Consider the following 23,479-nt stretch of genomic DNA (forward strand, 5'->3'; position numbering starts at 1 on the left):
CGGGTTGGGGGTGCCCGGGACGGGGGCGCCAGGGGCGCTCGGGACGGCACCGTGACCCCCCGGGGCGCCGTACGGGCCCGCCGGAGCCTGGCCCGGTGCGCCGCCCGGTGCGCCCTGCGGCGGGCCCGGGAAGGGCGCGCCGCCCTGCTGGGGCGGCGGCGGGGCGTACCAGCCCGGTTGGCCCTGCCCGGGCACCGGCATCGGCGGCTGCGCCCCGGGCGGCAGCGGCTGCTGAAGCCCTTCCTTCTGGTCGATGGTCGAGCGGTAGTCGACGGCGCCCTGCGTCATCCGCATGTACGCCTCCTCCAGGGAGGCCTGGTGCGGCGACAGCTCCCACAGCCGTACGTCGGTGCCGTGCGCGATGTCGCTGATGCGGGGCAGCGGCAGCCCGGTCACGCGCAGCGCGCCGTCCTGCTCGGGCAGCACATGGCCGCCCGCCTCGGTGAGCGCGGCCGACAGCTTCTCGCGCTGCTGCGGCTCGCTGTCGGGCGTCCGCACGCGCGCGAAGTCCGCCGAGTTCGCCGAGATGAAGTCGGTGACGCTCATGTCCGCGAGCAGCTGACCGCGCCCGATGACGATGAGGTGGTCGGCGGTCAGCGCCATCTCGCTCATCAGGTGGGAGGAGACGAAGACCGTACGGCCCTCCGCCGCCAGCGCCTTCATCAGGTTGCGCACCCAGAGGATGCCCTCGGGGTCGAGGCCGTTGACCGGCTCGTCGAACAGCAGTACCTGCGGGTCGCCGAGCAGCGCTGCGGCGATGCCGAGCCGCTGCCCCATGCCGAGGGAGAAGCCCTTGGACCGCTTCTTGGCCACGTCCTGCAGTCCGACGACCCCTAGCACCTCGTCCACCCGCCGGGCCGGGATGCCCGACAGCTGGGCGAGGGACAGCAGGTGGTTGCGGGCGGAGCGGCCGCCGTGCACCGCCTTGGCGTCCAGCAGGGCGCCGACCTGCCGGGCGGCGTTGGGCAGCCTGCGGTACGGATAGCCGCCGATCGTCACCTGCCCGGCCGTCGGATTGTCCAGGCCGAGGATCATGCGCATCGTCGTCGACTTGCCCGAGCCGTTCGGCCCGAGGAAGCCGGTGACGGCCCCCGGCCGCACCTGGAAGGAAAGGTTGTACACAGCGGTCTTGTCGCCGTAGCGCTTCGTCAGGCCGACTGCTTCGATCATGCTCCGCACCCATCGCAAGGTTCAGGACAGCGGGGCACACGCCCCCGTAAGGGTTAGGAGGATATCGAGGCGCTGACGGTTCCTTCCAAGAGGAGGTAAAAGGTCGGGCCCTGTCCGTCCCTCTAGGCGTCGCGCTTCCTCAGCAGCACGTAGCCGCCGACGAGCGCCGCGAGCACCCACAGCCCCATGATCCCGAGGCCGCCCCACGGTCCGTACGGAGTGTCGTCGTCGATCGGCGTGACCACCTGCATGATCTTGCTGCCGGCCTGGTCGGGAAGATACCGGCCGACCTTCTTCGTCGCGTCGACATTGCCCAGGATGTTGGAGATCAGGAAGAAGAACGGCATCAGGATGCCCAGCGACAGCATCGGCGAGCGCAGCATCGCGGCGACGCCCATGGAGAACATCGCGATCAGCGCCATGTAGAGGCCCCCGCCGAGCACGGCCCGCAGCACCCCCGGGTCGCCGATCTCCGCCCGGTGCGAGCCCAGCATCGCCTGCCCCAGGAAGAAGGCGGCGAAGCTGGTGACGAGCCCGACCAGCAGGGCGAGCCCACTGGCGACGGCGATCTTGCTGAACAGGAAGGAGCCGCGCTGCGGCACCGCGGCCAGCGAGGTGCGGATCATCCCCGTGCTGTACTCGTTCGACACGACCAGCACACCGAACACGATCATCGCGAGCTGCCCCAGGCTCATCCCCGCGAAGCTGATGAACGTCGGGTCGAACTCCGCCCGGTCCTGCGCGTTCATCGAGTCGAACTCGTTCTTCGACAGCGCCGAGATCAGCATGCCGAGGGCGACCGTCACGACCACCACCAGCGAGAGTGTCCACACCGTGGATGCCACCGACCGAATCTTGGTCCACTCCGACCGTACGACCTGCGTCACCGCCATGCCTCAGCCCCTCTTCCAGCCGTCGCCCCACTGCTGCCGCGGTGGCTCGGGGCTCGTCGCGCTCGTCCCGCTGTGTGCGTGGTACTCCACCGACTCCGCGGTCAGCCGCATGAACGCCTCCTCCAGCGAGGCCTGTTGCGGGCTCAGCTCGTGCAGCGTGATCCGGTGCTGCGCCGCCAGCTCACCGATGTGCTCGGCCTTGCCGCCGTCCACCTCCAGTACCCCGTCACCGCTCTCCACGGCGACGATCCCGGCCTGGTGCAGCACATCGAGCAGCCGCTCCCGCTGCGGGCTGCGGACCCGGACGTACGAGCGTGAGTTGCGGTCGATGAAGTCCGCCATGGAGGTGTCCGCGAGCAGCCGCCCCTGCCCGATGACGACGAGGTGTTCGGCCGTCAGGGCCATCTCGCTCATCAGGTGGGAGGAGACGAACACGGTCCGGCCCTGCGCGGCGAGCGACTTCATCAGGGTGCGGATCCAGTGGATGCCCTCGGGGTCGAGGCCGTTGACCGGCTCGTCGAACATCAGGATCCGCGGATCGCCGAGCAGCGCGGCCGCGATGCCGAGCCGCTGCCCCATGCCCATCGAGAAACCCTTGGTCTTCTTCTTCGCGACCGCCGTCAGCCCGACCGTCTCCAGCACCTCCCGCACTCGGCTGCGCGGAATGCCGTTGCTCTGCGCGAGGCACAGCAGGTGGTTGTAGGCGGTGCGCCCGCCGTGCCACGCCTTGGCCTCCAGCAGGGCGCCGATGTACGTCAGCGGGTCCTTGAGCTGGGGGTAGTGCTTGCCGTCGATACGGACGTCGCCGGCGGTCGGGTGGTCGAGACCCAGGATCATCCGCATGGTCGTGGACTTGCCGGCGCCGTTGGGCCCGAGGAAGCCGGTGACGATGCCCGGTCTGACGGTGAAGGACAGGTTGTTGACCGCCACCTTCTCGCCGTACCGCTTCGTCAGCCCCTCGAGCTCAATCATGCCGCCACGCTAGAGCGTGGCAAAGCCCTCTGCCACCCGAGCGGCAGAGGGCTTTGCGGAGGTTCAGACTCCGTATACCCCGGTGTTACCGGGACTGCTGGGCCGGGACCCCACGGGAGATCGGCTCGTCCTCGGCCGGCGTGCCGGCGGCGGCCACCGCGGCGCCCGTGAGCGTCGCGAGCATCTCGCGGACGTTCGTCAGCTGGGCGTTGATGCTGTCGCGGCGGTTGGTGAGGGCGGCCAGCTCGCGCTCGGATTCCGAACGGATGCGGTCGGCCTTGGCGTTGGCGTCGGCCACGATGTCCTCGGCCTGGCGCTGGGCCGTCTCGACGGTCTGGCGGGCGCGGCGCTCGGCGTCCGTGCGCAGCTTCTCGGCCTCCAGACGCAGCTGCTCGGCGCGGTGCTCGATCTCGGCGAGGCGCTTCTCGGCCTTGGCCTGACGGGAGGCCAGGTCGCGCTCGGACTGCTCGCGGCGCTTGGCGAGGTTCGTCTCGAAGTCGGCGGCGGCCTGAGCGGCCTTGGCGCGGGTCTCCTCGAAGAGGGCGTCCGCCTCCTCACGCTTGGACTGCGCGTCCTTCTGCGCCTCGGAACGCAGCTGGGAAGCGTCACTCTTGGCCTTCTCGACGATCCGCAGACCCTCGTCCTCGGCCTTCGCCTTGCGCTCCGCCGAGTACGACTCGGCGTCGTTGCGCACCTGCTGGGCCGCCGACTCGGCGAGCTCGCGGTGCTGCTCGGCCGCGCGCCGGGCCTCCTCGCGCAGGTCCTTCGCCTCTTCCTCGGCGAGGCGGAGGATCTTCTCCACGCGCGCACCGAGACCCGCGTACGACGGCTCGGCGTCGGTGATCTGGGCCTGGGCGTTCTGCGTCTCGAGGTGGAGCTCTTCGATGCGCTTTTCCAGAGCGGTGATGCGGGCGAGAGCGCTGTCACGGTCGGAGACGAGCTTGGAGATACGTTCGTCCACCTGAGCGCGGTCGTATCCACGCCGCACAAGCTCGAAGCCGTAGGGGGAAGTGTCGCTCATGGGGTTCCTGTCGAATGAGACCGGTGAGGTGATAGGTGGAATCCTAGGGGCCGAAACGGTGTGTCATCGAGCGGATGCGCGTTTGATCTGGAAAATGAGACCCCTTTTGAGTGGCTAAGCGGCGGATCGCTTGCCAAAACTTGGTCAAAGCCCCCGGATGGCCCCGGAATCGGGCTCCCCGGCCCGGGCCCGACCGCTAGCCGTCCGAGGACTTGCCACCCGATCGGGGCGCGCCGACCGTCGCGCCCGCCTTGACTCCGTTGTCCTTGGAGCCGGTGGGTGCCTCGAAGGATTCCAACGCCTCCAGGACGTCCTGGACACGGGAGATCTCGGCGTTGATGTCCTCCCGGCGGCGGACCAGGACCTCCAGCTCGCGCTTGCCCTCCTCGACCGTGCGCTTGGCCTCGCGGATCGCCTCGGCCTTGAGCTCCTCGGCCTCGCGGACCAGCGTGGACTTCTTCTGCTCGGCCTCCTTGAGCAGCCCCTCCGCCTTCTTCACCGCGGCGATACGCACCTTGCCGGCCTCCGAATTGGCCTCCGAGACGATCTCCTTGGCCTTCGCCTGCGCCTTCGCCAGCTGCTCCTCGGCCGCCTTGACGAGCGCGTCGCAGCGGTCGCCCGCCGACTTCATCGTCTCGGCCGACTCGCGACGGGCCCGCTCGTGCAGTTCCTCGATCTCGGAGGTGATGCGGTCGCGCAGCTCCTCGGCCCGCTCCCTTATCTGCGTGGCGTCCCGGCGTGCGCCGACCAGCAGCTCGTCGGCGTCCGTACGGGCCTTCTCCACCCGCGAGTTGCCCTCGACCGTCGCCTCGGAGACGAGCCGGTCGGCCTCCTTGCGGGCCGCACCCACCATGGTGTCGGCCCGCGACTCGGCCTCCGCGGTGGTCTTGTGCGCCTGCTGCTGCGCCTCGGTCAGCAGCTTGTCCGCCTCGGCCGTGGTCTCCGTGATGAGCTTGTCGACCTGCTCGGCCGCCTCGGAGCGCCGCTTGTTGGCGTCCTTGCGGGCCTCGTCCAGCGTGCGGTCGGCCTCCTCGCGCGCGGTGCCGACGAGCCGCTCCGCCTCCGCCTCCGCGTCCGTCTTGACGCGCTCGGCCTCGCGGCGGATCCGCTCGGCGTGCTGCTGCGCCGAGCCGACCGTCTCGGCGGCCTCGGCCCGCAGCCGCTCCGCCTCGCCGGTGGCCTCCGCGACCAGCTGGTCGGCCTTGGCCACGGACTCGGCCCGCACCCGATCGGCCTCCGTGGCCGCCTCGGACCGGACGCGCTCGGCCTCGGACAGGGCCTCCGTGCGGACCCGCTCGGCCTCGTTGACCGTCTCCATCCGCAGCCGGTCGGTCTCCTGGACCGTCTCGGTGGTGAGCCGCTCCGCCTCGTTACGCGCCTCGGTGATGAGGGTGTCCGCCTGCGTCGCCGCGTCCGACCGGATGCGGTTGGCGTCCTCCCGGGCGTCCGCACGGGTGCGCGAGGCGCTCTGCTCCGCCTCGGCGATCGCGTCCGACGCCTCCGTGCGCACCCGCTGGGCGTGCTCGGCGACCTCCGCCCGGATCCGCTCCGCCTCCGAGATCGCCTCGGTCATCGTCCGCTCGGCGAGCGCCTTGGCGGCCTCGGACTCCTCGTGCGCCTCGCGCCGCAGCCGGCCCGCGTCCTCGCTCGCCCGCTCGCGCTCGGCGTAGGCGTCGGAACGGACCCGGTCCGCCTCCTCCTGGGCCTCCCGGCGGGTACGGTCCGCCGCGTGCTCGGCGGCGGAGCGCAGGCCGGTGATCTCCTCCTGGGCCTGCTCGTGCAGCCCCGCGACGGAGTCCCGGACCTGCTGGGCGTGCTGCTCGGCCGCCGACACCATCTCCGTGGCACGACGGTCGGCCTCCTCGACCAGCCGTACGGCCTCGGTCTGCGCCTCCTCCACGCGCTTGCGCGCCGAGGCCAGCAGCTCCTCGCTCTGCTCGCGGGCCCGCTCGCGCTCCTGGTCGGCCTCCTGGCGGGCGCTGCCGAGGACTTCCTCGGCCTCGCGCCGACGCCGGTTGGCCTCCTCCTGGGCGGCGGCCAGCGTCTCGGACGCCTCCGTGGCGAGCCGCTCGGCGGCGGACTGCGCCTCCGCGCGCATCCGGTCGGCGCTCTCCTGCGCCTCCGACTTCAGCCGCTCGGCCTCGTTCGCCGCCTCCGAGCGCAGCCGTACGGCGACGGACTCGCCCTCGGCACGCGCCGCGGACGCGTCCGACACGGCCTCGTCGCGCAGCCGCTCGGCCTCCGCCTCGGCCTGCTGCTGGAGCGTACGGATCCGCTCGGCGGCCTCGGCACGCAGCCGCTCGTTCTCCTCGGAGGCCTCGCGGCGGATCCGCGCGGCCTCCTCACGGGCGGCCGACAGCGCCTGCTCGGCGGCCGTCAGCCGCTCCTCCGCCTCCGTCTGGAGCCGGGTCAGCTCCTCGGCGGCCTCCGCCCGACGGGCCTCCATGGCCCGCTCGGTCTCCTCGTGCAGCTCCCGCGCCGCGCGCTCGGCGTCCTCCTTGAGCGCCTCGGCCTGCTCGACGACCTCCTCGCGGTGCCGTTCGGCCTCCTGCCGGGTGCGCTGCAGGGTCTCCTCGGCCTGCCGGCGCAGGGTCGTCGCCCGCTCGATGGCCTCGGTGCGGACCTTCTCGCTGTCCGCCTGGGCCGTCGTGCGCAGCTCGTCCGCGTCCGCCTTGGCCTTGGCGAGCAGCTCCTCGGCGGACTTCGCCGCCTCCTCGATCTGCGCCACGGCCTCCTTGCGGGCCTCGGCGCGGATCTTCTCGCCCTCGTCGACCGCGTCCGCCCGCAGCTGCTCGGCCTCGCCGCGCAGCCGGCGGGCCTCCTCCTGCAGCTCGACCGTCTTGGCGCGGTACTCCTTGGTGTCGTCCTTCGCCGCGCCCTTGAGCTGCTCGGCGATGTCGTGCGCCTCGGCCCGCAGCCGGTCCGCCTCGGCCTCGGCCTCCGAGCGGATCCGCTCGGCCTCCTCGGCGGCGGCCTTGGTGGTCCTCTTGGCGTCCTCCGACGCCTTGTCGAGGACCTCCTCGGCGGTCCTGGCCGCCTTGGACAGCTGGGTCGCGGTCTCCTCGGCGGTGAGCGTGCGGGCCTTCTCGGAGGCCTCCGCGACGATCTTCTCGGCCTCGGACTTGGCGTCGGCGACGATCTGCTCGGCCTCGGACTTGGTGTTCTCGGCCTCCTTCGTGGCCTCCTCGACCAGCCGGGCGACCTGCTCCTTGGCGGTGCGCGTGCGCGTCTCGTTCGCGGACTCGGCGCTCGCCAGGGCCTTGGCGGCGGCCTCCTTGGCCTCCGTGACCAGCTTCTCCGACTCGGTCTGCGCCTTGCGCAGCGCCTCCTCGGCCTCGGCCATCCGCTGCTCGGCGGCCCTGCTCAGCTCCTGGGCCTCGCGGCGCGCGGACTCCGACTCGGTGACGGTCGACGTACGCAGCTGCTCGGCGTGGTCCGTGGCCTCCTGCGCCTGCGTGGAGGCGGCGTTGAGCAGGCGCTCGGCGTCCGTGCGGGCGCGGCGCAGGATCTGCTCGGCCTCGGCCCTGGCCTCCTCGGCCGCGCTCGTCAGCCGCTGCCGCGCCTCCGTCGCCAGCCGCTCGGCCTCGGCGCGGGCGGTGGCCAGGGACTGCTCGGCCTCGGCCCGGGACTCCTCCAGCAGCCGGCGGGCCTGCTGCTCGGTACGCGCCCGCAGCTGCTCGGCCCAGGCAACGTTCTCGTTGACGTGCGACTCGACCGTCTGGCGGCGCTCGGACAGCTCCTGGTCCAGCTGCTGGCGGCGGGTCACCGCCTCCTGGTGCAGCTCCGCCTGGAGCCGGGCCGCCTGCTCGGCGTGCTCCTGGAGGATCCGCTGGGTCTGGGCCCGGGCCTCGCTCAGCTCGCGGTCGGCGTCCGCACGGATCTGGTCGGCCTGCACCTGCGCGTTGCGGAGCAACTGCTCGGCCTGCCAGCCGATGTCGCCCCCCTCGAAAGAGGGCCGGGTCATGATGGTGCGCCGCGCCTCGTGCAGCTTGGCGCGCAGCACCTCGACCTGGTAGCCGAGGTCCTCGGCGTGCTGGATCGCCTTTTCCCGCTCGGTCTTCAGCCGCTTCATCTCGGCTTCGAACCGAGAGAGGTGGTCGACGTCAGCCGCCGGCTCTCGCTCCTGGCTCTCGTAGCCCCGCACTGCGCGGTCCCATCCGTCCCCTGGTCGCAACTCTTACCGAACGAGCTCCGTCCATACGCCGAACGGGGCCCCCGGGGAATGGTGTCAGATCATCGGCGGAGCAGAGGCTGCTGCCCCGACGCTCGTCCCCCGAAACCCGGACCCCGGTGGTCCTGCCGTCGCACGGCGGGACCGCGGTCACCCTGGACTGAGCGGCGACCGCCCCCAACCCTACCGGCCCCTATGTACGAGGGTCAGTGCTCAGGTGACTCAACAGGCGCCGAAGTGACCAGTTCTGTCAGTACGCCATGACAGTCCTTGGGGTGCAGGAAGGTGATCCGTGACCCCATGGAACCGACTCGCGGCTCTTCGTACAGCACGCGTACGCCCTTGCCCTTGATCTCCTCGGCGTCACCGTCGACATCTGCCGTACCGAAAGCGATGTGGTGGACGCCCTCGCCGTTCTTGGCGAGCCACTTCGCGACGGTGGAGTCCTCGCGGGTCGGCTCCAGGAGCTGCAGGTAGGAGGCGCCGCCGTCGGACGTGTCGTTGATCTTGAGCATGGCCTCGCGCACCCCCTGCTCCTCGTTGACCTCGGAGTGGAACACCTCGAAGCCATAGGTGGCACGGTAGAACTCGACGGTCTTGTCGAGGTCGAAACAGGCGATTCCGATGTGGTCGATTCGCGTCAGCATGGATTCAGTGCAGCGCCCCCGGGGTGGTTACGCAACGTGCGCGCGATCACACCGACGGCCCGATGACGGCACGGAGTGCCACTCAGTACATTCGAAGTAAACCCTCGTTCACTCCTCGGCTGTGCAGCCGGTAAGGGGATCGCAGCTCATGTCTTCTGGAACTTCTGAGGCGAACAGCTCGGTGATCGTCGCGGGCGCGCGTACGCCCATGGGGCGGTTGCTCGGTTCACTCAAGTCCTTCTCCGGAGCCGACCTCGGCGGCTTCGCGATCAAGGCCGCCCTCGACCGTGCGGGGATCGGCGGCGACCAGGTGCAGTACGTGATCATGGGGCAGGTGCTCCAGGCCGGTGCGGGGCAGATCCCGGCCCGTCAGGCCGCGGTCAAGGCCGGCATCCCGATGAACGTGCCCGCTCTGACCATCAACAAGGTGTGTCTGTCCGGCCTCGACGCCATCGCGCTCGCCGACCAGCTCATCCGGGCGGGTGAGTTCGACGTGATCGTCGCCGGCGGCCAGGAGTCCATGACCAACGCCCCGCACCTGCTGCCGAAGTCCCGCGAGGGCTACAAGTACGGCGCCGTCCAGATGCTCGACTCCATGGCCCACGACGGTCTGACCGACTCCTTCGAGGGTGTCGCCATGGGCGAGTCGACGGAGAAGCACAACACCCGCCTCGGCATCGCGCGGCCCGAGCAGGACGAGATCGCCGCGCTGTCGCACCAGCGGGCCGCCGCGGCTCAGAAGAACGGCCTGTTCGAGGCCGAGATCACCCCGGTGGAGATCCCGCAGCGCAAGGGCGACCCGGTGCTGTTCAGCAAGGACGAGGGCATTCGCGGTGACACGACCGCCGAGTCGCTCGGCAAGCTGCGTCCGGCGTTCGCCAAGGACGGCACGATCACGGCCGGTTCGTCCTCGCAGATCTCCGACGGCGCCGCCGCCGTCGTGGTGATGAGCAAGGCCAAGGCGCAGGAGCTCGGCCTGGAGTGGATCGCCGAGATCGGGGCGCACGGGAACGTGGCCGGGCCGGACAACTCGCTCCAGTCCCAGCCGTCCAACGCGATCCAGCACGCGCTGAAGAAGGAGGGACTGGGCGTCGAGGACCTCAACCTCATCGAGATCAACGAGGCGTTCGCGGCGGTCGCCGTGCAGTCCATGAAGGACCTCGGAGTGTCCACCGAAAAGGTGAATGTCAACGGTGGCGCGATTGCCCTGGGTCACCCGATCGGGATGTCCGGCGCGCGTCTGGTGCTGCATCTCGCGCTGGAGCTGAAGCGGCGTGGGGGTGGCGTGGGTGCGGCCGCGCTGTGCGGTGGCGGCGGGCAGGGTGACGCGCTGATCGTGCGCGTGCCCAAGGCCTGAGTCCGGGTACGTCCCTCTTGGGACGTCCGTCGGTGGTCCGTCCCTGATGGGTCGTCCGCCGGTGGTTCGCCCCTCATGGGTCGTCCGCCGGTGGTTCGCCCCTCAGGGGGACGTCCGTAGGTGGTACGTCCCTCCTCGGTTCATCCCCCTTATTCGTACGTCCCTCGTCTGAACGGAGCTGTGATGCAGGACGTCTCCACCCTGGTTGCCCAGGCCAGGGAAGGCCGGCCGCGGGCCGTGGCCCGGCTGATCTCCCTGGTGGAGGGGGCGTCCCCGCAGCTGCGGGAGGTCATGGCGGCGCTCGCGCCCCTGACGGGTGGGGCGTACGTGGTGGGGCTGACCGGGTCGCCCGGGGTCGGCAAGTCCACGTCGACCTCGGCGCTGGTCTCCGCGTACCGCAAGCAGGACAAGCGGGTCGGCGTGCTCGCCGTGGACCCGTCGTCCCCGTTCTCGGGCGGTGCGCTGCTCGGGGACCGGGTGCGGATGTCGGAGCACGCGTCCGACCCGGGCGTGTACATCCGGTCGATGGCGACGCGCGGGCATCTGGGCGGGCTGGCCTGGGCTGCCCCGCAGGCGATCCGGGTTCTGGACGCCGCCGGCTGTGACGTGATCCTGGTCGAGACGGTGGGGGTCGGGCAGTCGGAGGTGGAGATCGCCTCGCAGGCGGACACGTCCGTCGTACTGCTCGCGCCCGGGATGGGCGACGGGATCCAGGCGGCCAAGGCCGGGATCCTGGAGATCGGCGACGTGTACGTCGTGAACAAGGCGGACCGGGACGGGGCGGATGCGACGGCTCGCGAGCTGAACCACATGCTGGGGTTGGGGGAGTCCCGGGGGCCGGGTGACTGGCGGCCGCCGATCGTGAAGACGGTCGCCGCGCGGGGGGAGGGCGTCGACGAGGTCGTCGAGGCGCTGGAGAAGCACCGGGCCTGGATGGAGGAGCGGGGCGTGCTCGCGGAGCGGCGTCTGTCCCGGGCGTCGCGGGAGGTCGAGACGATCGCGGTGACGGCGCTGCGGGAGCGCATCGGAGACCTGCACGGGGACCGGCGACTCGGGGCGCTGGCGGAGCGGATCATCTCGGGTGAGCTGGATCCTTACCGGGCGGCTGACGAACTGGTGGCGGGGCTGACGGAGGGCTGAGACGCCGGCGTCTGCTCGCCGGACCGGACCGGACCGGACCGGACCGGGGCAGGGCGGGGCGGGGTGCGTGTTCGCTTCGTCCGTCGTCCGTCGCCGGGTGGTGGGTCGGGGCCGCGCCGGGGGGTGTCCGTCCTCGGAACGGCGCGATGGAGTCTCTCACCGACTGACTGGCGTTGACGCGCCAACCGCTGCGGGCGGACACCCCCCGACACGGCCCCTTCTCGCCGTACGCGGGTGCGGGCGCGTCGTGGCTCTTCTGGCCGGGGGCTAGCGCAGGGCTGCGGCGACCAGGCCTTCGAGGGCCTCGCGTGGGACTTCGCCTCCGCTGACCAGCCGGTCGAATACCAGTCCGTCGATGCAGGTCAGCAGGGTGTGAGTGCGGTTCTCCACGTCCGTCACGCCGTGCCCGGCGAGGAACAGGCGGACGGCTTCGCGGCCGGCGTTCTCGCGGGGCACGAGGATCGCGCGCAGCTCCGGGTCGCGCACGCTCTCGACGGCGCAGGCGTAGCGGGCGAGGGAACGGCGGCGGCCCTCGCCGGTGAGTCGCTGGGCCGTCCGCGCAGTCAGGCTGTCGCTCGGGCCGCCCGGCAGGCCGGGCGGATGGGACAGCAGCTCTCCCACCCGCTGGCCGTCGCCCTGCGCAACACGGCGATGCGGCTGACCCCCTCCCGCGCCGCCGTGCGCATGATCCTTCGGCACCACGGCTGGGTCCCACCACGCCTGAGCTGACCCGACTCGCGCCCCGCCTCCGCTGCGAACGACGCGCCGACATCCACCAGGGTCTGCTCGAGCCCGCCCGTACCCGACCCCGCTGCGCCGGGGTGTGCGCGCCCCGGCGTCCGCATGGACGCCGGGGCGGATGGAATCAGGCAGGGGCTGTCAGTCCTGGTCGTCGGTGTCGTCGTCCTGGGCGTCGGAGCGGTCCGCCGTGACCTTGCCCGAGGTGAGGTCGACCTTCCAGTCCTGCTCGGCCCCGCCGGACGTGCGGGTCTCGGCCTCCCAGGACTTGTCCTTGCCGTCCTCGTCGAGGTCGACCGACGTCACGACACCCTTGCCGGCGGCAGCCTTCGCGGCCTGCTCGGCGGTCACCGAGGAGCCCTTCAGAGCCGCCCGCACGTGCGCCGTGTCGTCCTCGTCGTCGGTCTGCGAGCCCAGGACCTTGCCGTTGGACGGGTCGACGCTCACGCTGTGCCAGGTGTTGTCGCCGGACAGGACGTCGACCTTCCAGATCACCTTGTCGCTGTCGTCCTCGTCGTCCAGCTCGGCGGAGACCACCGTGCCCGAGGTGTGCTTCAGCGCGGAGGCGATGGCCTCGGACGCCGTGACGTCCGCGGAAGCGGCCCGGGCCGTGTCGTCGTCCCGGTCGTCGCGATCGTCCTGCGCGTCCTTCGACAGCGGGGTGCCGGCCGCCTGCCGCGCCGAGCCCCCGTCGTCCCCCGTGGTCGCGAGGGCCGTCGCCGTACCGCCTCCGATCAGAGCGGCGGCGGTCACGGCGGCGATCACGATGTTGCGCTTCATGCGGATTCCTCCCGAGTCGTTTCGTTTTCGACGTCTTCGACTCTGGCCGACGGAGGCTGAGAGGAACCTGAAGCCCCCTGAAGGGATCTTCAGGTTGCCTTTGCCACTCTTTACCCATGCGCCTGTTGATCGTGGAGGACGAGAAGCGGCTGGCTCTGTCGCTCGCCAGGGGCCTGACGGCCGAGGGGTACGCCGTGGACGTCGTCCACGACGGTCGGGAGGGGCTGTACCAGGCCTCGGAGGGCACGTACGACCTGGTCATCCTCGACATCATGCTGCCCGGCCTCAACGGCTACCGGGTCTGCGCCGCCCTGCGGGCCGCCGGGCACGACGTGCCGATCCTGATGCTGACCGCCAAGGACGGCGAGTACGACGAGGCCGAGGGGCTCGACACCGGTGCCGACGACTATCTGACCAAGCCGTTCTCGTACGTCGTGCTCGTCGCCCGGGTCAAGGCGCTGCTGCGGCGGCGAGGGCAGGGTGCCGGGGCTTCACCCGTGCATGTGCACGGGGATCTGAAGGTGGACACCGCGGCACGCCGGGTGTTCCTCGGTGAGGACGAGATCGCCCTCACCGCCAAGGAGTTCTCCGTGCTGGAGCAGCTCGTGCTGCGGGCCGGCGAGGTGGTGTCCAAGTCCGAGATCCTGGAGCACGTCTGGGACTTCGCGTACGAGGGTGATCCGAACATCGTCGAGGTGTACGTCAGCACGCTGCGGCGGAAGCTGCGGGCGGGGCTGATCCGGACCGTGCGCGGGGCCGGCTACCGGCTGGAGACGTCACCGTGAGGCGGTTGTTCGGGTCGGTCCGGGCGCGGGCCACGCTGGGAGCGACCCTCGTGGTCGCGGTGGCGCTCGTCGCCGCCGGGGCCGCCGTGCTGCTGTCCCTGCGGTCCAACCTGATCGGCGAGGCCGGTACGCAGGCGGAGCGCGCCGCGCGGGCGGTCGCCTCCGAGGTCGCGGCGGGGACGCCGTACGGCAAGCTCTCCGGGCTGGACGGCGACGACGGGCCGGTGCAGGTCCTGGACGAGCACGGGCGGCTGGTCGCGGCCAGTGAGGATCTGGAGAAGATCAACGGGACCGACAGCGGGCAGGTGAAGCCGCAGCCGGCGGTGAAGCCCACCGAGGATGACGATGACGACGCCGAGGACGCGGGCGAGACCCTCGAACCCGGTGAGATCTCCGGGGAGAGCGTCTTCAGCAACGGGTCCGCGACGATCGACGGCGACGCGGAGGACTACCGCTTCGCCGCCGTCGAGGTGGAGACCCACGACCGCGGGCACCTCAGGGTCTACGCCGGTTCCCCGCTGGCCGCCGAGCATGGGGCCGTGCGGACCGCGCTGACGGTGATGCTGATCGGTTTCCCACTGTTGCTCGCAGTCGTCGCGGCCGTGACCTGGCTGGTCACCCGGCGGGCCCTGCGGCCCGTCGAGGGGATCCGGAGCGAGATGGCCGCGATCACCCACTCCGAGGACCTCGCACGGCGCGTTCCGGAGCCGGACACGCACGACGAGATCGCCCGGCTCGCCAGCACCACCAACGAGACGCTCGCGGCGCTGGAGACGTCCGTGGAGCGGCAGCGGCGGTTCGTCGCCGACGCCTCCCACGAGCTGCGCAGTCCGATCGCCTCGCTGCGGACACAACTGGAGGTGGCCGCCGCGCACCCCGAGCTGCTGGACCTCGACGGGGCCGTGGAGGACACCGTCCGGTTGCAGCGGCTGGCGGCCGATCTGCTGCTGCTCGCCCGGCTGGACGCGGGGGAGCGGCCCAGCGACGCGCAGGTCGACCTCGCCGGACTCGCCCGGGAGCAGGCCGAGGGCCGGACGGGTGTCACCGTGGACGCGGAGCCGGTGGAGGTGGCCGGATCGCGGGGGCAGTTGGGGCGGGTGCTGGCCAATCTGCTCGACAACGCCCAGCGGCATGCCCGGTCGGCCGTCACCGTGAGCGTGCGGCGCGAGGGCGACCGGGCCGTGGTCGGGGTGGCCGACGACGGCGACGGGGTGCCCGAGGACGACCGGGAGCGGATCTTCGAACGGTTCGTCCGGCTGGACGCCGCCCGCAGCCGCGACGACGGCGGAGCCGGGCTGGGGCTCGCCATCGCCCGGGACGTCGCCGTCCGGCACGGCGGCACGCTCACGGCCGGACGCGGGCCCGCAGGCGGAGCCCTGTTCGAACTCCGCCTGCCGCTCGTTTAGCGGTTACGGGCGCCCGCGGTGGCCGCGCAGGTGCTCCGCGATGGGCTTGAGGCCCTTGTCGAGCTCGGTCAGGGCCTCGGGGGACAGCAGGTCGATGAAGTGCCTGCGCACGGACGCCACATGGTGGGGCGCGACCTTCTGCATCGTCGCCGTGCCGTGGTCGGTCAGGACCGCGTAGAGGCCCCGGCGGTCCGACTCGCAGTTCTCCCGCCGGACCAGGTTCGCGTTCTCCATGCGCGTGATCTGGTGCGAGAGGCGGCTCTTGGACTGGAGGGTCGCGGAGGCGAGGTCGCTCATCCGCATCCTCTGGTCCGGGGACTCGGAGAGATTCACCAGGATCTCGTAGTCGTTCATTGTCAGGCCGAACGGCTGCAGGTCCTTCTCGAGCTGGTACGTCAACAGCCTGTTGACCTCCAGGTGGGTGCGCCAGGCGCACTGCTCCGCATCGGTCAGCCAGCGGGTGGCCGTCTCGGTCTCCATGAATGAAGTCTACCTAAAAAGTTGAAAGGCGAACTAGTGAGGGTTTTCGTGTGACAGCGCACACCTGCCGAACATGGGTGCGTAGGCGTTCGATGTCACACTCCGCAGACTACCGCTCACAGCCCGAAGCGACGCTGGAGGTCGCCCAGCTGTCCGGGAAGACGCGGTACGCCCGGCTGCCCCGCCTGGGGGCTGTGTGCCCCGCCGCCGGGCACACCGGCCTGGTGCGGAACGGCCCCCGTGGCCTGCTCGGCCATCAGTGTCTCGGACGACTGGAGCAGCACCGTCCCGGCGCCCACGAACTCGAACTGGTGCTCCTCACCGGAGGCGCCTCCGAGGCCCGTCAGCGCACGTAGACCGCCCATGACGCCGGTCATGTACCCATGGTCGTAGTGGTGGCACGGGGAGGGGCAGTCGGCCCAGCCGACCAGGGCCTGCGGGTCGACCCGGATCGGGGGGTCCATGAACACCACCGGTCCGTTCGACGCGGCCACGAACTTTCCGGTTCCGATGAGGGTCAGAAAACCCGGCACGATTGATTGCTTCAGTGCCAGAGTTGGCTGAAAAGCGAGCAGGTTGCCCGAGCGAATGGTCAGATTGCCGTCTTCGAGGTCGTACGAATTGACGTCGAAGGCCCGGTCGGCGAGGAGCATCTTGCCCGAGCCCTCCGCCACGACCCAGTCGCTCGCGTGCAGTGGCGAATGGAACGAGGTGCGCACGAGACGGTCCAGCCGGCCGTGTCCGACGCCGTTGAAGTCGATCGAGCCGTAGTAGGCGATCATCTTCCCCTTCTGCAGGAACCACTGGCTCCCCTTGAGCTCCACGCAGAAGGTGTAGGGATTGACGTTGTCGTCCGCGGGCAGCGTCGCCGGGTCGAAGACCACGGGGCCGGCGCCCGGGGTTCCGTACGTGCTCACAGCTTCTCCTCCGACGCCTGGACGTACACCGCACCGCTGCCGCTGAGCTCCAGCTGGAAGGCCTCGCCCGAGCCGCGGCCCACCATGTCCCGCCAGCCGAGCGCCGTGGACAGCTTGTTGCGGACGTCGCCGTGGTGGGCGACGTAGGCCTGCGGGTCCACATGGACCGGCCGCTGGGGGCTGATCGGGATCTCGATGACGCCGCCGTGGGCCATGACCGCGACGGCCCCGTGCCCCTTCAGCGTCGTCGTGAACAGCCCCTGGCCGCTGACCTGGCCCCGCACCATGCCCATGACGCCGCCCTGCGAGCCCAGGAACATCGTGCCCTGCTGGAGCGTGCCCTCGAAGGCCAGGAGACGGTCCGCCTCCACGCAGAGGGTGTCGCCGGAGAGCCGGATCACCTGGACGTGGTGCCCGCCGTGCCCGAAGAGGACCGTGCCGCTGCCCTCCACGGACATCAGGGGGGTGTCCTCGTTCGCCACCCGGCGGCCGATCATCGACATGATCCCGCCCTGGCCGCCCGCCATGTTGGGCGTGAACGACACCTCGCCCTTGTACGCGAGCATCGCCCCGCGCTGACTGAACAGCCGCTGCCCCGGAGCGACCGTCGCCTCGACCATCTTTCCGTTGATCTCCCGGAAGGCCATGTCACACGTCCCCCGCGATCGTGTTCCGCTCGCTCGGCTGCACGTACACCAGCCCGTCCCCCTCGAACCGCATCTGGAACGCCTCGCCGCCGCCCTCCCCGAGCAGCGTGCGGAACGTCACACCGGACTGGAAGGACTGCCGCAGATTCCCCTGGTGCGCCACGTACGCCCCAGGGTCGACGGTCAGCGGGTACTGCGCGCTCACCCGCAGCACCACCGCCGGGCCGTCCGACATGATCGCCGCCTGGCCGTGGCCCTCGACGGTCGTCGTGAACAGCCCGTTGCCCTGCGAGGCGCCGCGCAGGCCGGTGAACTCGGTGCCCGTGCGCAGCCCGCCGTCGGTCGCGAGCAGGTTGCTCGACTCGACGTAGAGCTTGTCGCCCTGGACGCTGACCAGGTTTATCTCGGAGGCGCGGTCCGCGAACCAGCAGGTCCCGCGCCCCTTCACCTCCATCAACGTCATCTGCTCGCCGGTCAGCCGCCGGGTCACCATTCCCCGGATCCCCTCGCCGCCGCCGCTGAGCTTCTTGAAGGCCATCTCCCCGTCGTACGCGACCATCGAGCCGTTCTTCGCCTTGACGGCGTCTCCGGTCATGTCGACGGCGAGCACCTTGCTGCTCTGAAGTCGGAACATCGCCACGACTGGAAGGTATCGGCAGGCCGGGCCCCACGGACAGGGCCCGTGGGTGGAGAACGACCCTGATCACACCCCTAGGGGGCCGGGGACGGCCCCCCGGCCGGAGGGCCCGCGGGGGTTTGCCACAATGGGCGGGACGCTTGTGCGCGCGTTCACAAACCGTCGGACCCGTGCCAGCCGTATCGATCGACCAGACCGCCGTCGCGTAACTCCCACCGAAGGTGACCCGTGGACCTCAAGACCGCCACCGCCATCCGCCGCCTCCGCCTGGTCTCGGCCCCCGAGGCGATCTCCTTCCTCCTCCTGCTGGTCTGCTCGGTGCTCAAGCGGACCACGGACTTCAACGCCGTGCCGGTGATGGGCATGGTGCATGGGGTGCTGTTCGTCCTGTACGTGATCTTCTGGGCCGACGCGTGGAACCGTGCGAAGTGGTCGCTGAAGACCGCCGCGCTGTACTTCGTCCTCTCGGTGCTGCCCGCCGGCGGGTTCTTCGCCGAGCGCAGGCTCCGGCGTGAGGCCGAGGACGCGGTCATCGCCTCCCGCGCGCGCCAGGAGGGAGTGGTGGGCGCATGATCGTCGCCTTCTCCGTGACGCCGCTCGGGGTCGGCGAGGACGTGGGGGAGTATGTCGCCGACGCCGTACGGGTGGTGCGTGAGTCGGGGCTGCCGAACCGCACCGACGCGATGTTCACCTCCGTCGAAGGGGAGTGGGACGAGGTCATGGACGTCGTCCGGCGCGCGGTCGCCGCGGTCGAGCGCCGCGCGCCCCGGGTCTCCCTCGTCCTCAAGGCGGACATCCGCCCCGGTGTGACGGACGGACTCACGTCAAAGGTGGAGACAGTGGAGCGGCACCTCGCCGAGTAGCGGTTCCGCCCGAGCCGTTCCGAGAACCCCGGCCCATCAGGGCCGGGGTTCTCGTCGCCGGCGGCGGCCCGCGCACCGGAACCGATGCCCGCGCCCGAAGGGCGAGACGGTGCTGACCACCATGTGACCGGCCGGTAAGGTCGGGTTCGTGCCGAAGCCGCTCAGTCTCTCCTTCGATCCGATCGCGCGTGCCGACGAACGCTGGAAGCAGCGCTGGGGGAACGTGCCGTCCATGGCGGCGATCACCTCGATCATGCGCGCCCAGCAGATCCTTCTCGCCGAGGTCGACGCGGTGGTCAGGCCGTACGGGCTGACGTTCGCGCGCTACGAGGCGCTGGTGCTGCTCACCTTCTCCAAGTCGGGCGAGCTGCCGATGTCCAAGATCGGCGAGCGGCTCATGGTGCACCCCACCTCCGTGACGAACACCGTGGACCGGCTGGTGAAGTCGGGTCTGGTCGCCAAGCGGCCCAACCCGAACGACGGCCGGGGCACCCTCGCCAGCATCACCGACAAGGGCCGCGAGGTCGTCGAGTCGGCCACCCGCGACCTGATGGCGATGGACTTCGGGCTCGGGGCGTACGACGCCGAGGAATGCGCGGAGATCTTCGCGATGCTGCGGCCGCTGCGCGTCTCGGCGGGCGACTTCGAGGAGGAGTGACCCGGGGCAAGATCTCCCGGAACGGGTCGTTACGCTCGACGGCATGAAGAAGAGCGTGCTGACCCGCTATCGGGTCATGGCCTACGTCACCGGTGTGCTGCTCGTCGCGCTGACCCTGGGCATGATCGGCAAGTACGTCCTGGACCTGGGCGGCGCGGCTGATTTCACCCAGGTGGTCAGCATCGCGCACGGCTGGCTGTACGTCGTGTACCTGATCTTCGCCTTCGACCTCGGTTCCAAGGCGAAGTGGCCGGTCAAGAAGCAGCTGTGGGTGCTGCTGGCCGGCACGATCCCCACGGCCGCGTTCTTCGTCGAGCGCAGGATCAGCCACGAGCTGGAGGGCAAGCTCGCCGAGGACGCGCCCGCGCCGGTCAAGGCCTAGGCGCGCTCCGGGCCCGCCGCACGCGCGCGTGCGGCGGTCGTTCTCACCCGTTCGCCAGGTCACTCCCCTCAGCCATCGACATTTACTAGGACGTCCAAGTAAATTCGAGGGTATGGACGCTGACGCCATCGACGAGGGCCGCCGCCGCTGGCAGGCCAGGTACGACGCCGCGCGCAAGCGCGAGGCCGACTTCACCACGCTCTCCGGCGACGCCGTGGAGCCGGTGTACGGGCCGCGGCCCGGTGACACCTACGAGGGGTTCGACCGGATCGGCTGGCCGGGGGAGTACCCCTTCACCCGCGGTCTGTACGCGACCGGCTACCGGGGGCGGACGTGGACCATCCGGCAGTTCGCCGGGTTCGGCAACGCCGAGCAGACCAACGAGCGCTACAAGATGATCCTCCGCAACGGCGGAGGCGGGCTCTCCGTCGCCTTCGACATGCCCACCCTCATGGGCCGCGACTCCGACGACCCGCGCTCGCTCGGCGAGGTCGGGCACTGCGGGGTCGCCATCGACTCGGCGGCCGACATGGAGGTCCTGTTCAAGGACATCCCGCTCGGCGACGTCACGACGTCGATGACCATCAGCGGCCCGGCCGTCCCCGTCTTCTGCATGTACCTGGTCGCCGCCGAACGGCAGGGCGTCGACCCGTCCGTCCTCAACGGCACGCTCCAGACGGACATCTTCAAGGAGTACATCGCCCAGAAGGAGTGGCTCTTCCAGCCCGAGCCGCATCTGCGGCTCATCGGCGACCTCATGGAGTACTGCGCGGCCGGCATCCCCGCCTACAAGCCGCTGTCCGTCTCCGGCTACCACATCCGCGAGGCCGGCTCGACGGCCGCGCAGGAGCTGGCGTACACCCTGGCGGACGGCTTCGGGTACGTCGAACTGGGCCTGTCGCGCGGGCTGGACGTGGACGTCTTCGCCCCCGGCCTGTCGTTCTTCTTCGACGCGCACGTCGACTTCTTCGAGGAGATCGCCAAGTTCCGCGCGGCCCGGCGGATCTGGGCCCGCTGGATGCGTGACGTCTACGGCGCCAAGTCCGAGAAGGCCCAGTGGCTCCGCTTCCACACGCAGACCGCGGGGGTCTCCCTCACCGCGCAGCAGCCGTACAACAACGTCGTGCGGACGGCCGTGGAGGCACTGGCGGCCGTGCTCGGCGGGACGAACTCGCTGCACACCAACGCGCTCGACGAGACCCTCGCCCTGCCGAGCGAGCAGGCCGCGGAGATCGCGCTGCGCACGCAGCAGGTGCTGATGGAGGAGACCGGCGTCGCCAACGTGGCCGACCCGCTGGGCGGTTCCTGGTACGTGGAGCAGCTGACCGACCGCATCGAGGCGGACGCGGAGAAGATCTTCGACCAGATCAAGGAGCGCGGTCTGCGGGCGCACCCCGACGGGCAGCACCCGATCGGCCCGATCACCTCCGGGATCCTGCGCGGCATCGAGGACGGCTGGTTCACCGGGGAGATCGCCGAGTCGGCGTTCCGGTATCAGCAGGCGCTGGAGAAGGGCGACAAGAGGGTCGTCGGCGTGAACTGTCACGACGGGTCGGTCACCGGGGACCTGGAGATCCTGCGGGTCAGCCACGAGGTGGAGCGCGAGCAGGTCCGGGCGCTCGGCGGGCGCAGGACGGCCCGTGACGACGCCGCCGTGCGCACCGCCCTCGACGCCATGCTGGCCGCCGCCCGCAGCGGCGCCAACATGATCGAGCCGATGCTGGACGCGGTACGGGCGGAGGCCACGCTCGGGGAGATCTGCGGCGTGCTGCGGGACGAGTGGGGGGTGTACACGGAGCCGGCCGGCTTCTGAGGGGCTACGTCCCCAGCCCGTGCAGCAGCACCCTGGTGAAGCTTCTGACCCACTCCTCGTCCGCCGGTTCCGCGCTCACCAGGGTGCGGTGGACCACCGCACCCGCCACCATGTCGAAGATCAGGTCCACCGTGCGGTCGGCCGAGGCGGGGTCCGGCTCCGGGGGGAGTTCGCCCCGGGCCTGGGCCCGGGTGCGGCCCTCCACGACCAGGCGCTTCTGGTGGTCGACGACCGAGGCCCGGATGCGTTCGCGCAGTGCCTCGTCGCGGGTGGCTTCCGCCACCACCGCCATGAGGCCGCTCTTCGCCTCCGGAAGGGCCAGGATCGTGGCGAACTGCAGGACCACACCCTCGATGTCGGCGGCCAGGGAGCCGCGGTCGGGGAGTTCCAGCTCGTCGAAGAGTTCCGCGACCGCGTCGACGACCAGTTCGTTCTTGCCCGCCCAGCGGCGGTAGAGCGTGGTTTTCGCAACCCCGGCGCGCGTCGCGACGTCTCCGAGGGTGAGCTTGGACCAGCCCAGTTCCACGAGCGCCTCGCGCGTCGCGGCCAGGATCGCGGCGTCCGCCGTCGCGCTGCGCGGTCGCCCGGTGCGGCTGGCTGGGCTGCGGCTCTGCATCTTCCGACCATAAACCGGCGGTTCCCACCGGGCGCCGTGAGGGAGATCACCGGGGGGTGGTGTCCCGGCGGTGCGGTGGGGCATTACGCTACGACTCGTAGCGAAAGCCCGTGAGGGACGTACACGGGCCTCGGTACACCCGGCGTGGGGTGGGGACCCGGCGCCGAAAGGCACGGACCGGCCTTGCTTTCACACCGCTTTTCACACGCGCGCGCAGTACGGGGGAGGATAGGCGCATGCAGCCACGGAACATGTCCATGAGCGGAGTCGTCGACCTCGCCGCGGTGAAGGCGGCCCAGGAGGCCAAGGCGAAGGCGGAGCAGGCGCGCGCGCAAGCAGCCCGGGAGGGCGGGACGGGGGCGATCTCCCCGGCCGATCTCGTCATCGACGTCGATGAGGCGGGGTTCGAGAGGGACGTCCTGCAGCGTTCCGCCGAGGTCCCCGTAGTCATCGACTTCTGGGCCGAGTGGTGCGAGCCCTGCAAGCAGCTCAGCCCGGTCCTGGAGCGGCTGGCCGTCGAGTACAACGGCCGCTTCCTGCTCGCCAAGGTCGACGTCGACGCCAACCAGATGCTGATGCAGCAGTTCGGCATCCAGGGAATCCCCGCGGTGTTCGCGGTCGTCGCGGGGCAGGCGCTGCCGCTCTTCCAGGGAGCGGCGGGCGAGGCGCAGATCCGGCAGACCCTCGACCAGTTGGTGCAGGTCGGCGAGCAGCGCTTCGGCCTGACCGGTCTCACCGTCGACCCCGAGGCCGTGCCGGGCGGTGCCCCGGAGGCTCCCGAGCGGCTGGCCGGCCCGCACGACGGGCTCCTCGAAGCCGCGGTGCAGGCGCTGGATTCGGGCGATCTGTCCGGTGCCGTCCAGGCGTACAAGAACGTGCTGAACGAGGACCCGGGCAACGAGGAGGCCAAACTGGGTCTCGCGCAGGCCGAGTTGCTCCAGCGGGTGCAGGGCGTCGACCCGCAGCAGGTGCGCCGGGACGCGGCCGACAAGCCGTCCGATGTGCAGGCGCAGATCGCCGCCGCCGATCTGGATCTGGTGGGTGGCCACGTCGAGGACGCGTTCGGCCGGCTCATCGAGACCGTGCAGCGCACGGTGGGTGACGACCGGGACACGGTGCGGATGCGGGTGCTGGAGCTGTTCGAGGTCGTCGGGCCCGACGATCCCCGCGTGATCGCGGCCCGTAGGGCCCTGGCGCGCGCCCTGTTCTGACCAGTCGTTAAACACGCGGGCATGTGGTGCCCGCGTGAAAAGTTCGCCCACGGAGGGTCACTGCGGCCGCGTTTTACCAAAACTTGGTAATCGCGGCCGCTGTTACTAGGAGTAAGTCGCGGGCGTTGATCTGTCGGATTCTGTCCATCGATCAACAGCTTTGTACCGCCGTCCG

At 70.8% G+C, this 23,479-nt stretch carries 22 protein-coding genes and 2 pseudogenes; 11 read left to right on the forward strand and 13 right to left on the reverse strand.

Annotated elements, in window-relative coordinates; translation table 11 throughout:
* From FDO69_RS39400 to mce, 6 genes are all read right to left on the reverse strand, one after another.
* Nucleotides 1-1,170: ABC transporter ATP-binding protein (locus tag FDO69_RS39400; protein ID WP_104788693.1), on the reverse strand; the 1,170-nt coding region annotated here is incomplete at its 3' end.
* Nucleotides 1,171-1,292: 122 nt separating this feature from the next.
* Entirely contained in the window at nt 1,293-2,063 is a 771-nt protein-coding gene (locus tag FDO69_RS39405; protein ID WP_104788696.1) for an ABC transporter permease, read from the reverse strand.
* Nucleotides 2,064-2,066: 3 nt separating this feature from the next.
* Complete coding sequence (locus FDO69_RS39410) at nt 2,067-3,035, reverse strand: ABC transporter ATP-binding protein (RefSeq protein ID WP_104788699.1); 969 nt, start codon at nt 3,033-3,035, stop codon at nt 2,067-2,069.
* A gap of 85 nt (nt 3,036-3,120) precedes the next feature.
* Nucleotides 3,121-4,056: a coiled-coil domain-containing protein gene (locus FDO69_RS39415; protein ID WP_031140747.1), complete on the reverse strand. Its 936-nt coding sequence runs from the start codon at nt 4,054-4,056 to the stop codon at nt 3,121-3,123.
* Between the two features lie 196 nt (nt 4,057-4,252).
* Nucleotides 4,253-8,200: a polarized growth protein Scy gene (gene scy, locus FDO69_RS39420; RefSeq protein WP_104788702.1), complete on the reverse strand. Its 3,948-nt coding sequence runs from the start codon at nt 8,198-8,200 to the stop codon at nt 4,253-4,255.
* A 233-nt stretch (nt 8,201-8,433) separates the two neighbouring features.
* Nucleotides 8,434-8,874, reverse strand: coding sequence for a methylmalonyl-CoA epimerase (gene mce, locus FDO69_RS39425; RefSeq protein WP_030854295.1), 441 nt, complete (start codon nt 8,872-8,874; stop codon nt 8,434-8,436).
* A 148-nt stretch (nt 8,875-9,022) separates the two neighbouring features.
* On the opposite strand from mce, the gene FDO69_RS39430 reads away from it, so the two are divergent.
* On the forward strand, nt 9,023-10,231 hold the full coding sequence (locus tag FDO69_RS39430) for an acetyl-CoA C-acetyltransferase (protein WP_170321011.1): 1,209 nt from the start codon (nt 9,023-9,025) through the stop codon (nt 10,229-10,231).
* A 183-nt stretch (nt 10,232-10,414) separates the two neighbouring features.
* A complete protein-coding gene (gene meaB / locus FDO69_RS39435) occupies nt 10,415-11,371 on the forward strand; it encodes a methylmalonyl Co-A mutase-associated GTPase MeaB (RefSeq protein WP_104788708.1) in 957 nt (318 codons plus the stop codon).
* A gap of 267 nt (nt 11,372-11,638) precedes the next feature.
* On the opposite strand, the pseudogene FDO69_RS39440 reads toward meaB, so the two are convergent.
* Nucleotides 11,639-11,923: pseudogene (locus FDO69_RS39440) on the reverse strand (TetR family transcriptional regulator C-terminal domain-containing protein); the annotation flags it as partial.
* Here FDO69_RS39440 and FDO69_RS39445 point away from each other — a divergent pair.
* A pseudogene (locus FDO69_RS39445) lies at nt 11,924-12,100 on the forward strand (FAD-dependent oxidoreductase); the annotation flags it as partial.
* A 150-nt stretch (nt 12,101-12,250) separates the two neighbouring features.
* On the opposite strand, the gene FDO69_RS39450 reads toward FDO69_RS39445, so the two are convergent.
* The gene (locus tag FDO69_RS39450; protein ID WP_104788711.1) at nt 12,251-12,889 is read right to left on the reverse strand and encodes a PepSY domain-containing protein; all 639 of its coding nucleotides are present in this window, start codon (nt 12,887-12,889) and stop codon (nt 12,251-12,253) included.
* A 116-nt stretch (nt 12,890-13,005) separates the two neighbouring features.
* Between FDO69_RS39450 and FDO69_RS39455 the strand changes: the two genes are divergently transcribed.
* The gene (locus FDO69_RS39455) at nt 13,006-13,674 is read left to right on the forward strand and encodes a response regulator transcription factor (protein ID WP_104788713.1); all 669 of its coding nucleotides are present in this window, start codon (nt 13,006-13,008) and stop codon (nt 13,672-13,674) included.
* Nucleotides 13,671-15,080, forward strand: coding sequence for a sensor histidine kinase (locus FDO69_RS39460; RefSeq protein WP_104788716.1), 1,410 nt, complete (start codon nt 13,671-13,673; stop codon nt 15,078-15,080). The genes FDO69_RS39455 and FDO69_RS39460 overlap by 4 nt, the downstream gene beginning before the upstream one ends.
* A 3-nt stretch (nt 15,081-15,083) precedes the next feature.
* Here the strand turns inward: FDO69_RS39460 and FDO69_RS39465 are convergent, their stop codons facing one another.
* The 4 genes from FDO69_RS39465 to FDO69_RS39480 form a co-directional block, all read right to left on the reverse strand.
* Nucleotides 15,084-15,560 (reverse strand): MarR family winged helix-turn-helix transcriptional regulator, encoded by a 477-nt coding sequence (locus FDO69_RS39465; protein WP_104788719.1) that lies wholly within the window; start codon nt 15,558-15,560, stop codon nt 15,084-15,086.
* 116 nt (nt 15,561-15,676) lie between these two features.
* Complete coding sequence (locus tag FDO69_RS39470) at nt 15,677-16,477, reverse strand: AIM24 family protein (RefSeq protein ID WP_104788721.1); 801 nt, start codon at nt 16,475-16,477, stop codon at nt 15,677-15,679.
* Nucleotides 16,474-17,124: an AIM24 family protein gene (locus FDO69_RS39475; RefSeq protein WP_104788723.1), complete on the reverse strand. Its 651-nt coding sequence runs from the start codon at nt 17,122-17,124 to the stop codon at nt 16,474-16,476. The genes FDO69_RS39470 and FDO69_RS39475 overlap by 4 nt, the downstream gene beginning before the upstream one ends.
* Nucleotide 17,125: 1 nt before the next feature.
* Nucleotides 17,126-17,758, reverse strand: coding sequence for an AIM24 family protein (locus tag FDO69_RS39480; RefSeq protein WP_102911820.1), 633 nt, complete (start codon nt 17,756-17,758; stop codon nt 17,126-17,128).
* Nucleotides 17,759-17,989: 231 nt separating this feature from the next.
* On the opposite strand from FDO69_RS39480, the gene FDO69_RS39485 reads away from it, so the two are divergent.
* The 5 genes from FDO69_RS39485 (at nt 17,990) to FDO69_RS39505 (ending at nt 21,477) form a co-directional block, all read left to right on the forward strand.
* Nucleotides 17,990-18,334, forward strand: a complete 345-nt coding sequence (locus tag FDO69_RS39485; RefSeq protein ID WP_104788726.1) for a DUF3817 domain-containing protein — start codon at nt 17,990-17,992, stop codon at nt 18,332-18,334.
* Complete coding sequence (locus FDO69_RS39490; protein WP_030854324.1) at nt 18,331-18,624, forward strand: MTH1187 family thiamine-binding protein; 294 nt, start codon at nt 18,331-18,333, stop codon at nt 18,622-18,624. The genes FDO69_RS39485 and FDO69_RS39490 overlap by 4 nt, the downstream gene beginning before the upstream one ends.
* 148 nt (nt 18,625-18,772) lie before the next feature.
* Nucleotides 18,773-19,282, forward strand: a complete 510-nt coding sequence (locus FDO69_RS39495) for a MarR family winged helix-turn-helix transcriptional regulator (RefSeq protein ID WP_104788729.1) — start codon at nt 18,773-18,775, stop codon at nt 19,280-19,282.
* 43 nt (nt 19,283-19,325) lie between these two features.
* Nucleotides 19,326-19,664 carry a DUF3817 domain-containing protein gene (locus tag FDO69_RS39500; protein ID WP_053670546.1) on the forward strand — a complete coding sequence of 113 codons (339 nt, stop codon included), beginning with the start codon at nt 19,326-19,328 and terminating at the stop codon, nt 19,662-19,664.
* A gap of 112 nt (nt 19,665-19,776) precedes the next feature.
* On the forward strand, nt 19,777-21,477 hold the full coding sequence (locus FDO69_RS39505) for a coenzyme B12-dependent isobutyryl-CoA mutase large subunit (protein ID WP_104788732.1): 1,701 nt from the start codon (nt 19,777-19,779) through the stop codon (nt 21,475-21,477).
* A gap of 4 nt (nt 21,478-21,481) precedes the next feature.
* On the opposite strand, the gene FDO69_RS39510 is transcribed toward FDO69_RS39505, so the two are convergent.
* On the reverse strand, nt 21,482-22,093 hold the full coding sequence (locus tag FDO69_RS39510) for a TetR/AcrR family transcriptional regulator (RefSeq protein ID WP_104788735.1): 612 nt from the start codon (nt 22,091-22,093) through the stop codon (nt 21,482-21,484).
* 236 nt (nt 22,094-22,329) lie between these two features.
* On the opposite strand from FDO69_RS39510, the gene FDO69_RS39515 reads away from it, so the two are divergent.
* Nucleotides 22,330-23,304 (forward strand): tetratricopeptide repeat protein, encoded by a 975-nt coding sequence (locus tag FDO69_RS39515; protein ID WP_167526775.1) that lies wholly within the window; start codon nt 22,330-22,332, stop codon nt 23,302-23,304.
* The last annotated feature ends 175 nt before the right edge of the window (nt 23,305-23,479 follow it).

The sequence above is a fragment of the Streptomyces tibetensis genome (assembly GCF_007655005.1).
GTDB classification, from domain to species: Bacteria; Actinomycetota; Actinomycetes; order Streptomycetales; family Streptomycetaceae; genus Streptomyces; species Streptomyces tibetensis.

Coding starts and splice junctions, on each gene's coding strand:
- FDO69_RS39510 (WP_104788735.1), bottom strand. CDS start 22,093: ATGCAGAGCCGCAGCCCAGCCAGCCGCACCGGGCGACCGCGCAGCGCG.
- FDO69_RS39405 (WP_104788696.1), bottom strand. CDS start 2,063: ATGGCGGTGACGCAGGTCGTACGGTCGGAGTGGACCAAGATTCGGTCG.
- mce (WP_030854295.1), bottom strand. CDS start 8,874: ATGCTGACGCGAATCGACCACATCGGAATCGCCTGTTTCGACCTCGAC.
- FDO69_RS39450 (WP_104788711.1), bottom strand. CDS start 12,889: ATGAAGCGCAACATCGTGATCGCCGCCGTGACCGCCGCCGCTCTGATC.
- FDO69_RS39505 (WP_104788732.1), top strand. CDS start 19,777: ATGGACGCTGACGCCATCGACGAGGGCCGCCGCCGCTGGCAGGCCAGG.
- FDO69_RS39410 (WP_104788699.1), bottom strand. CDS start 3,035: ATGATTGAGCTCGAGGGGCTGACGAAGCGGTACGGCGAGAAGGTGGCG.
- FDO69_RS39490 (WP_030854324.1), top strand. CDS start 18,331: ATGATCGTCGCCTTCTCCGTGACGCCGCTCGGGGTCGGCGAGGACGTG.
- FDO69_RS39500 (WP_053670546.1), top strand. CDS start 19,326: ATGAAGAAGAGCGTGCTGACCCGCTATCGGGTCATGGCCTACGTCACC.
- FDO69_RS39415 (WP_031140747.1), bottom strand. CDS start 4,056: ATGAGCGACACTTCCCCCTACGGCTTCGAGCTTGTGCGGCGTGGATAC.
- FDO69_RS39480 (WP_102911820.1), bottom strand. CDS start 17,758: ATGTTCCGACTTCAGAGCAGCAAGGTGCTCGCCGTCGACATGACCGGA.
- FDO69_RS39430 (WP_170321011.1), top strand. CDS start 9,023: ATGTCTTCTGGAACTTCTGAGGCGAACAGCTCGGTGATCGTCGCGGGC.
- meaB (WP_104788708.1), top strand. CDS start 10,415: ATGCAGGACGTCTCCACCCTGGTTGCCCAGGCCAGGGAAGGCCGGCCG.
- FDO69_RS39515 (WP_167526775.1), top strand. CDS start 22,330: ATGCAGCCACGGAACATGTCCATGAGCGGAGTCGTCGACCTCGCCGCG.
- FDO69_RS39465 (WP_104788719.1), bottom strand. CDS start 15,560: ATGGAGACCGAGACGGCCACCCGCTGGCTGACCGATGCGGAGCAGTGC.
- FDO69_RS39455 (WP_104788713.1), top strand. CDS start 13,006: ATGCGCCTGTTGATCGTGGAGGACGAGAAGCGGCTGGCTCTGTCGCTC.
- FDO69_RS39475 (WP_104788723.1), bottom strand. CDS start 17,124: ATGGCCTTCCGGGAGATCAACGGAAAGATGGTCGAGGCGACGGTCGCT.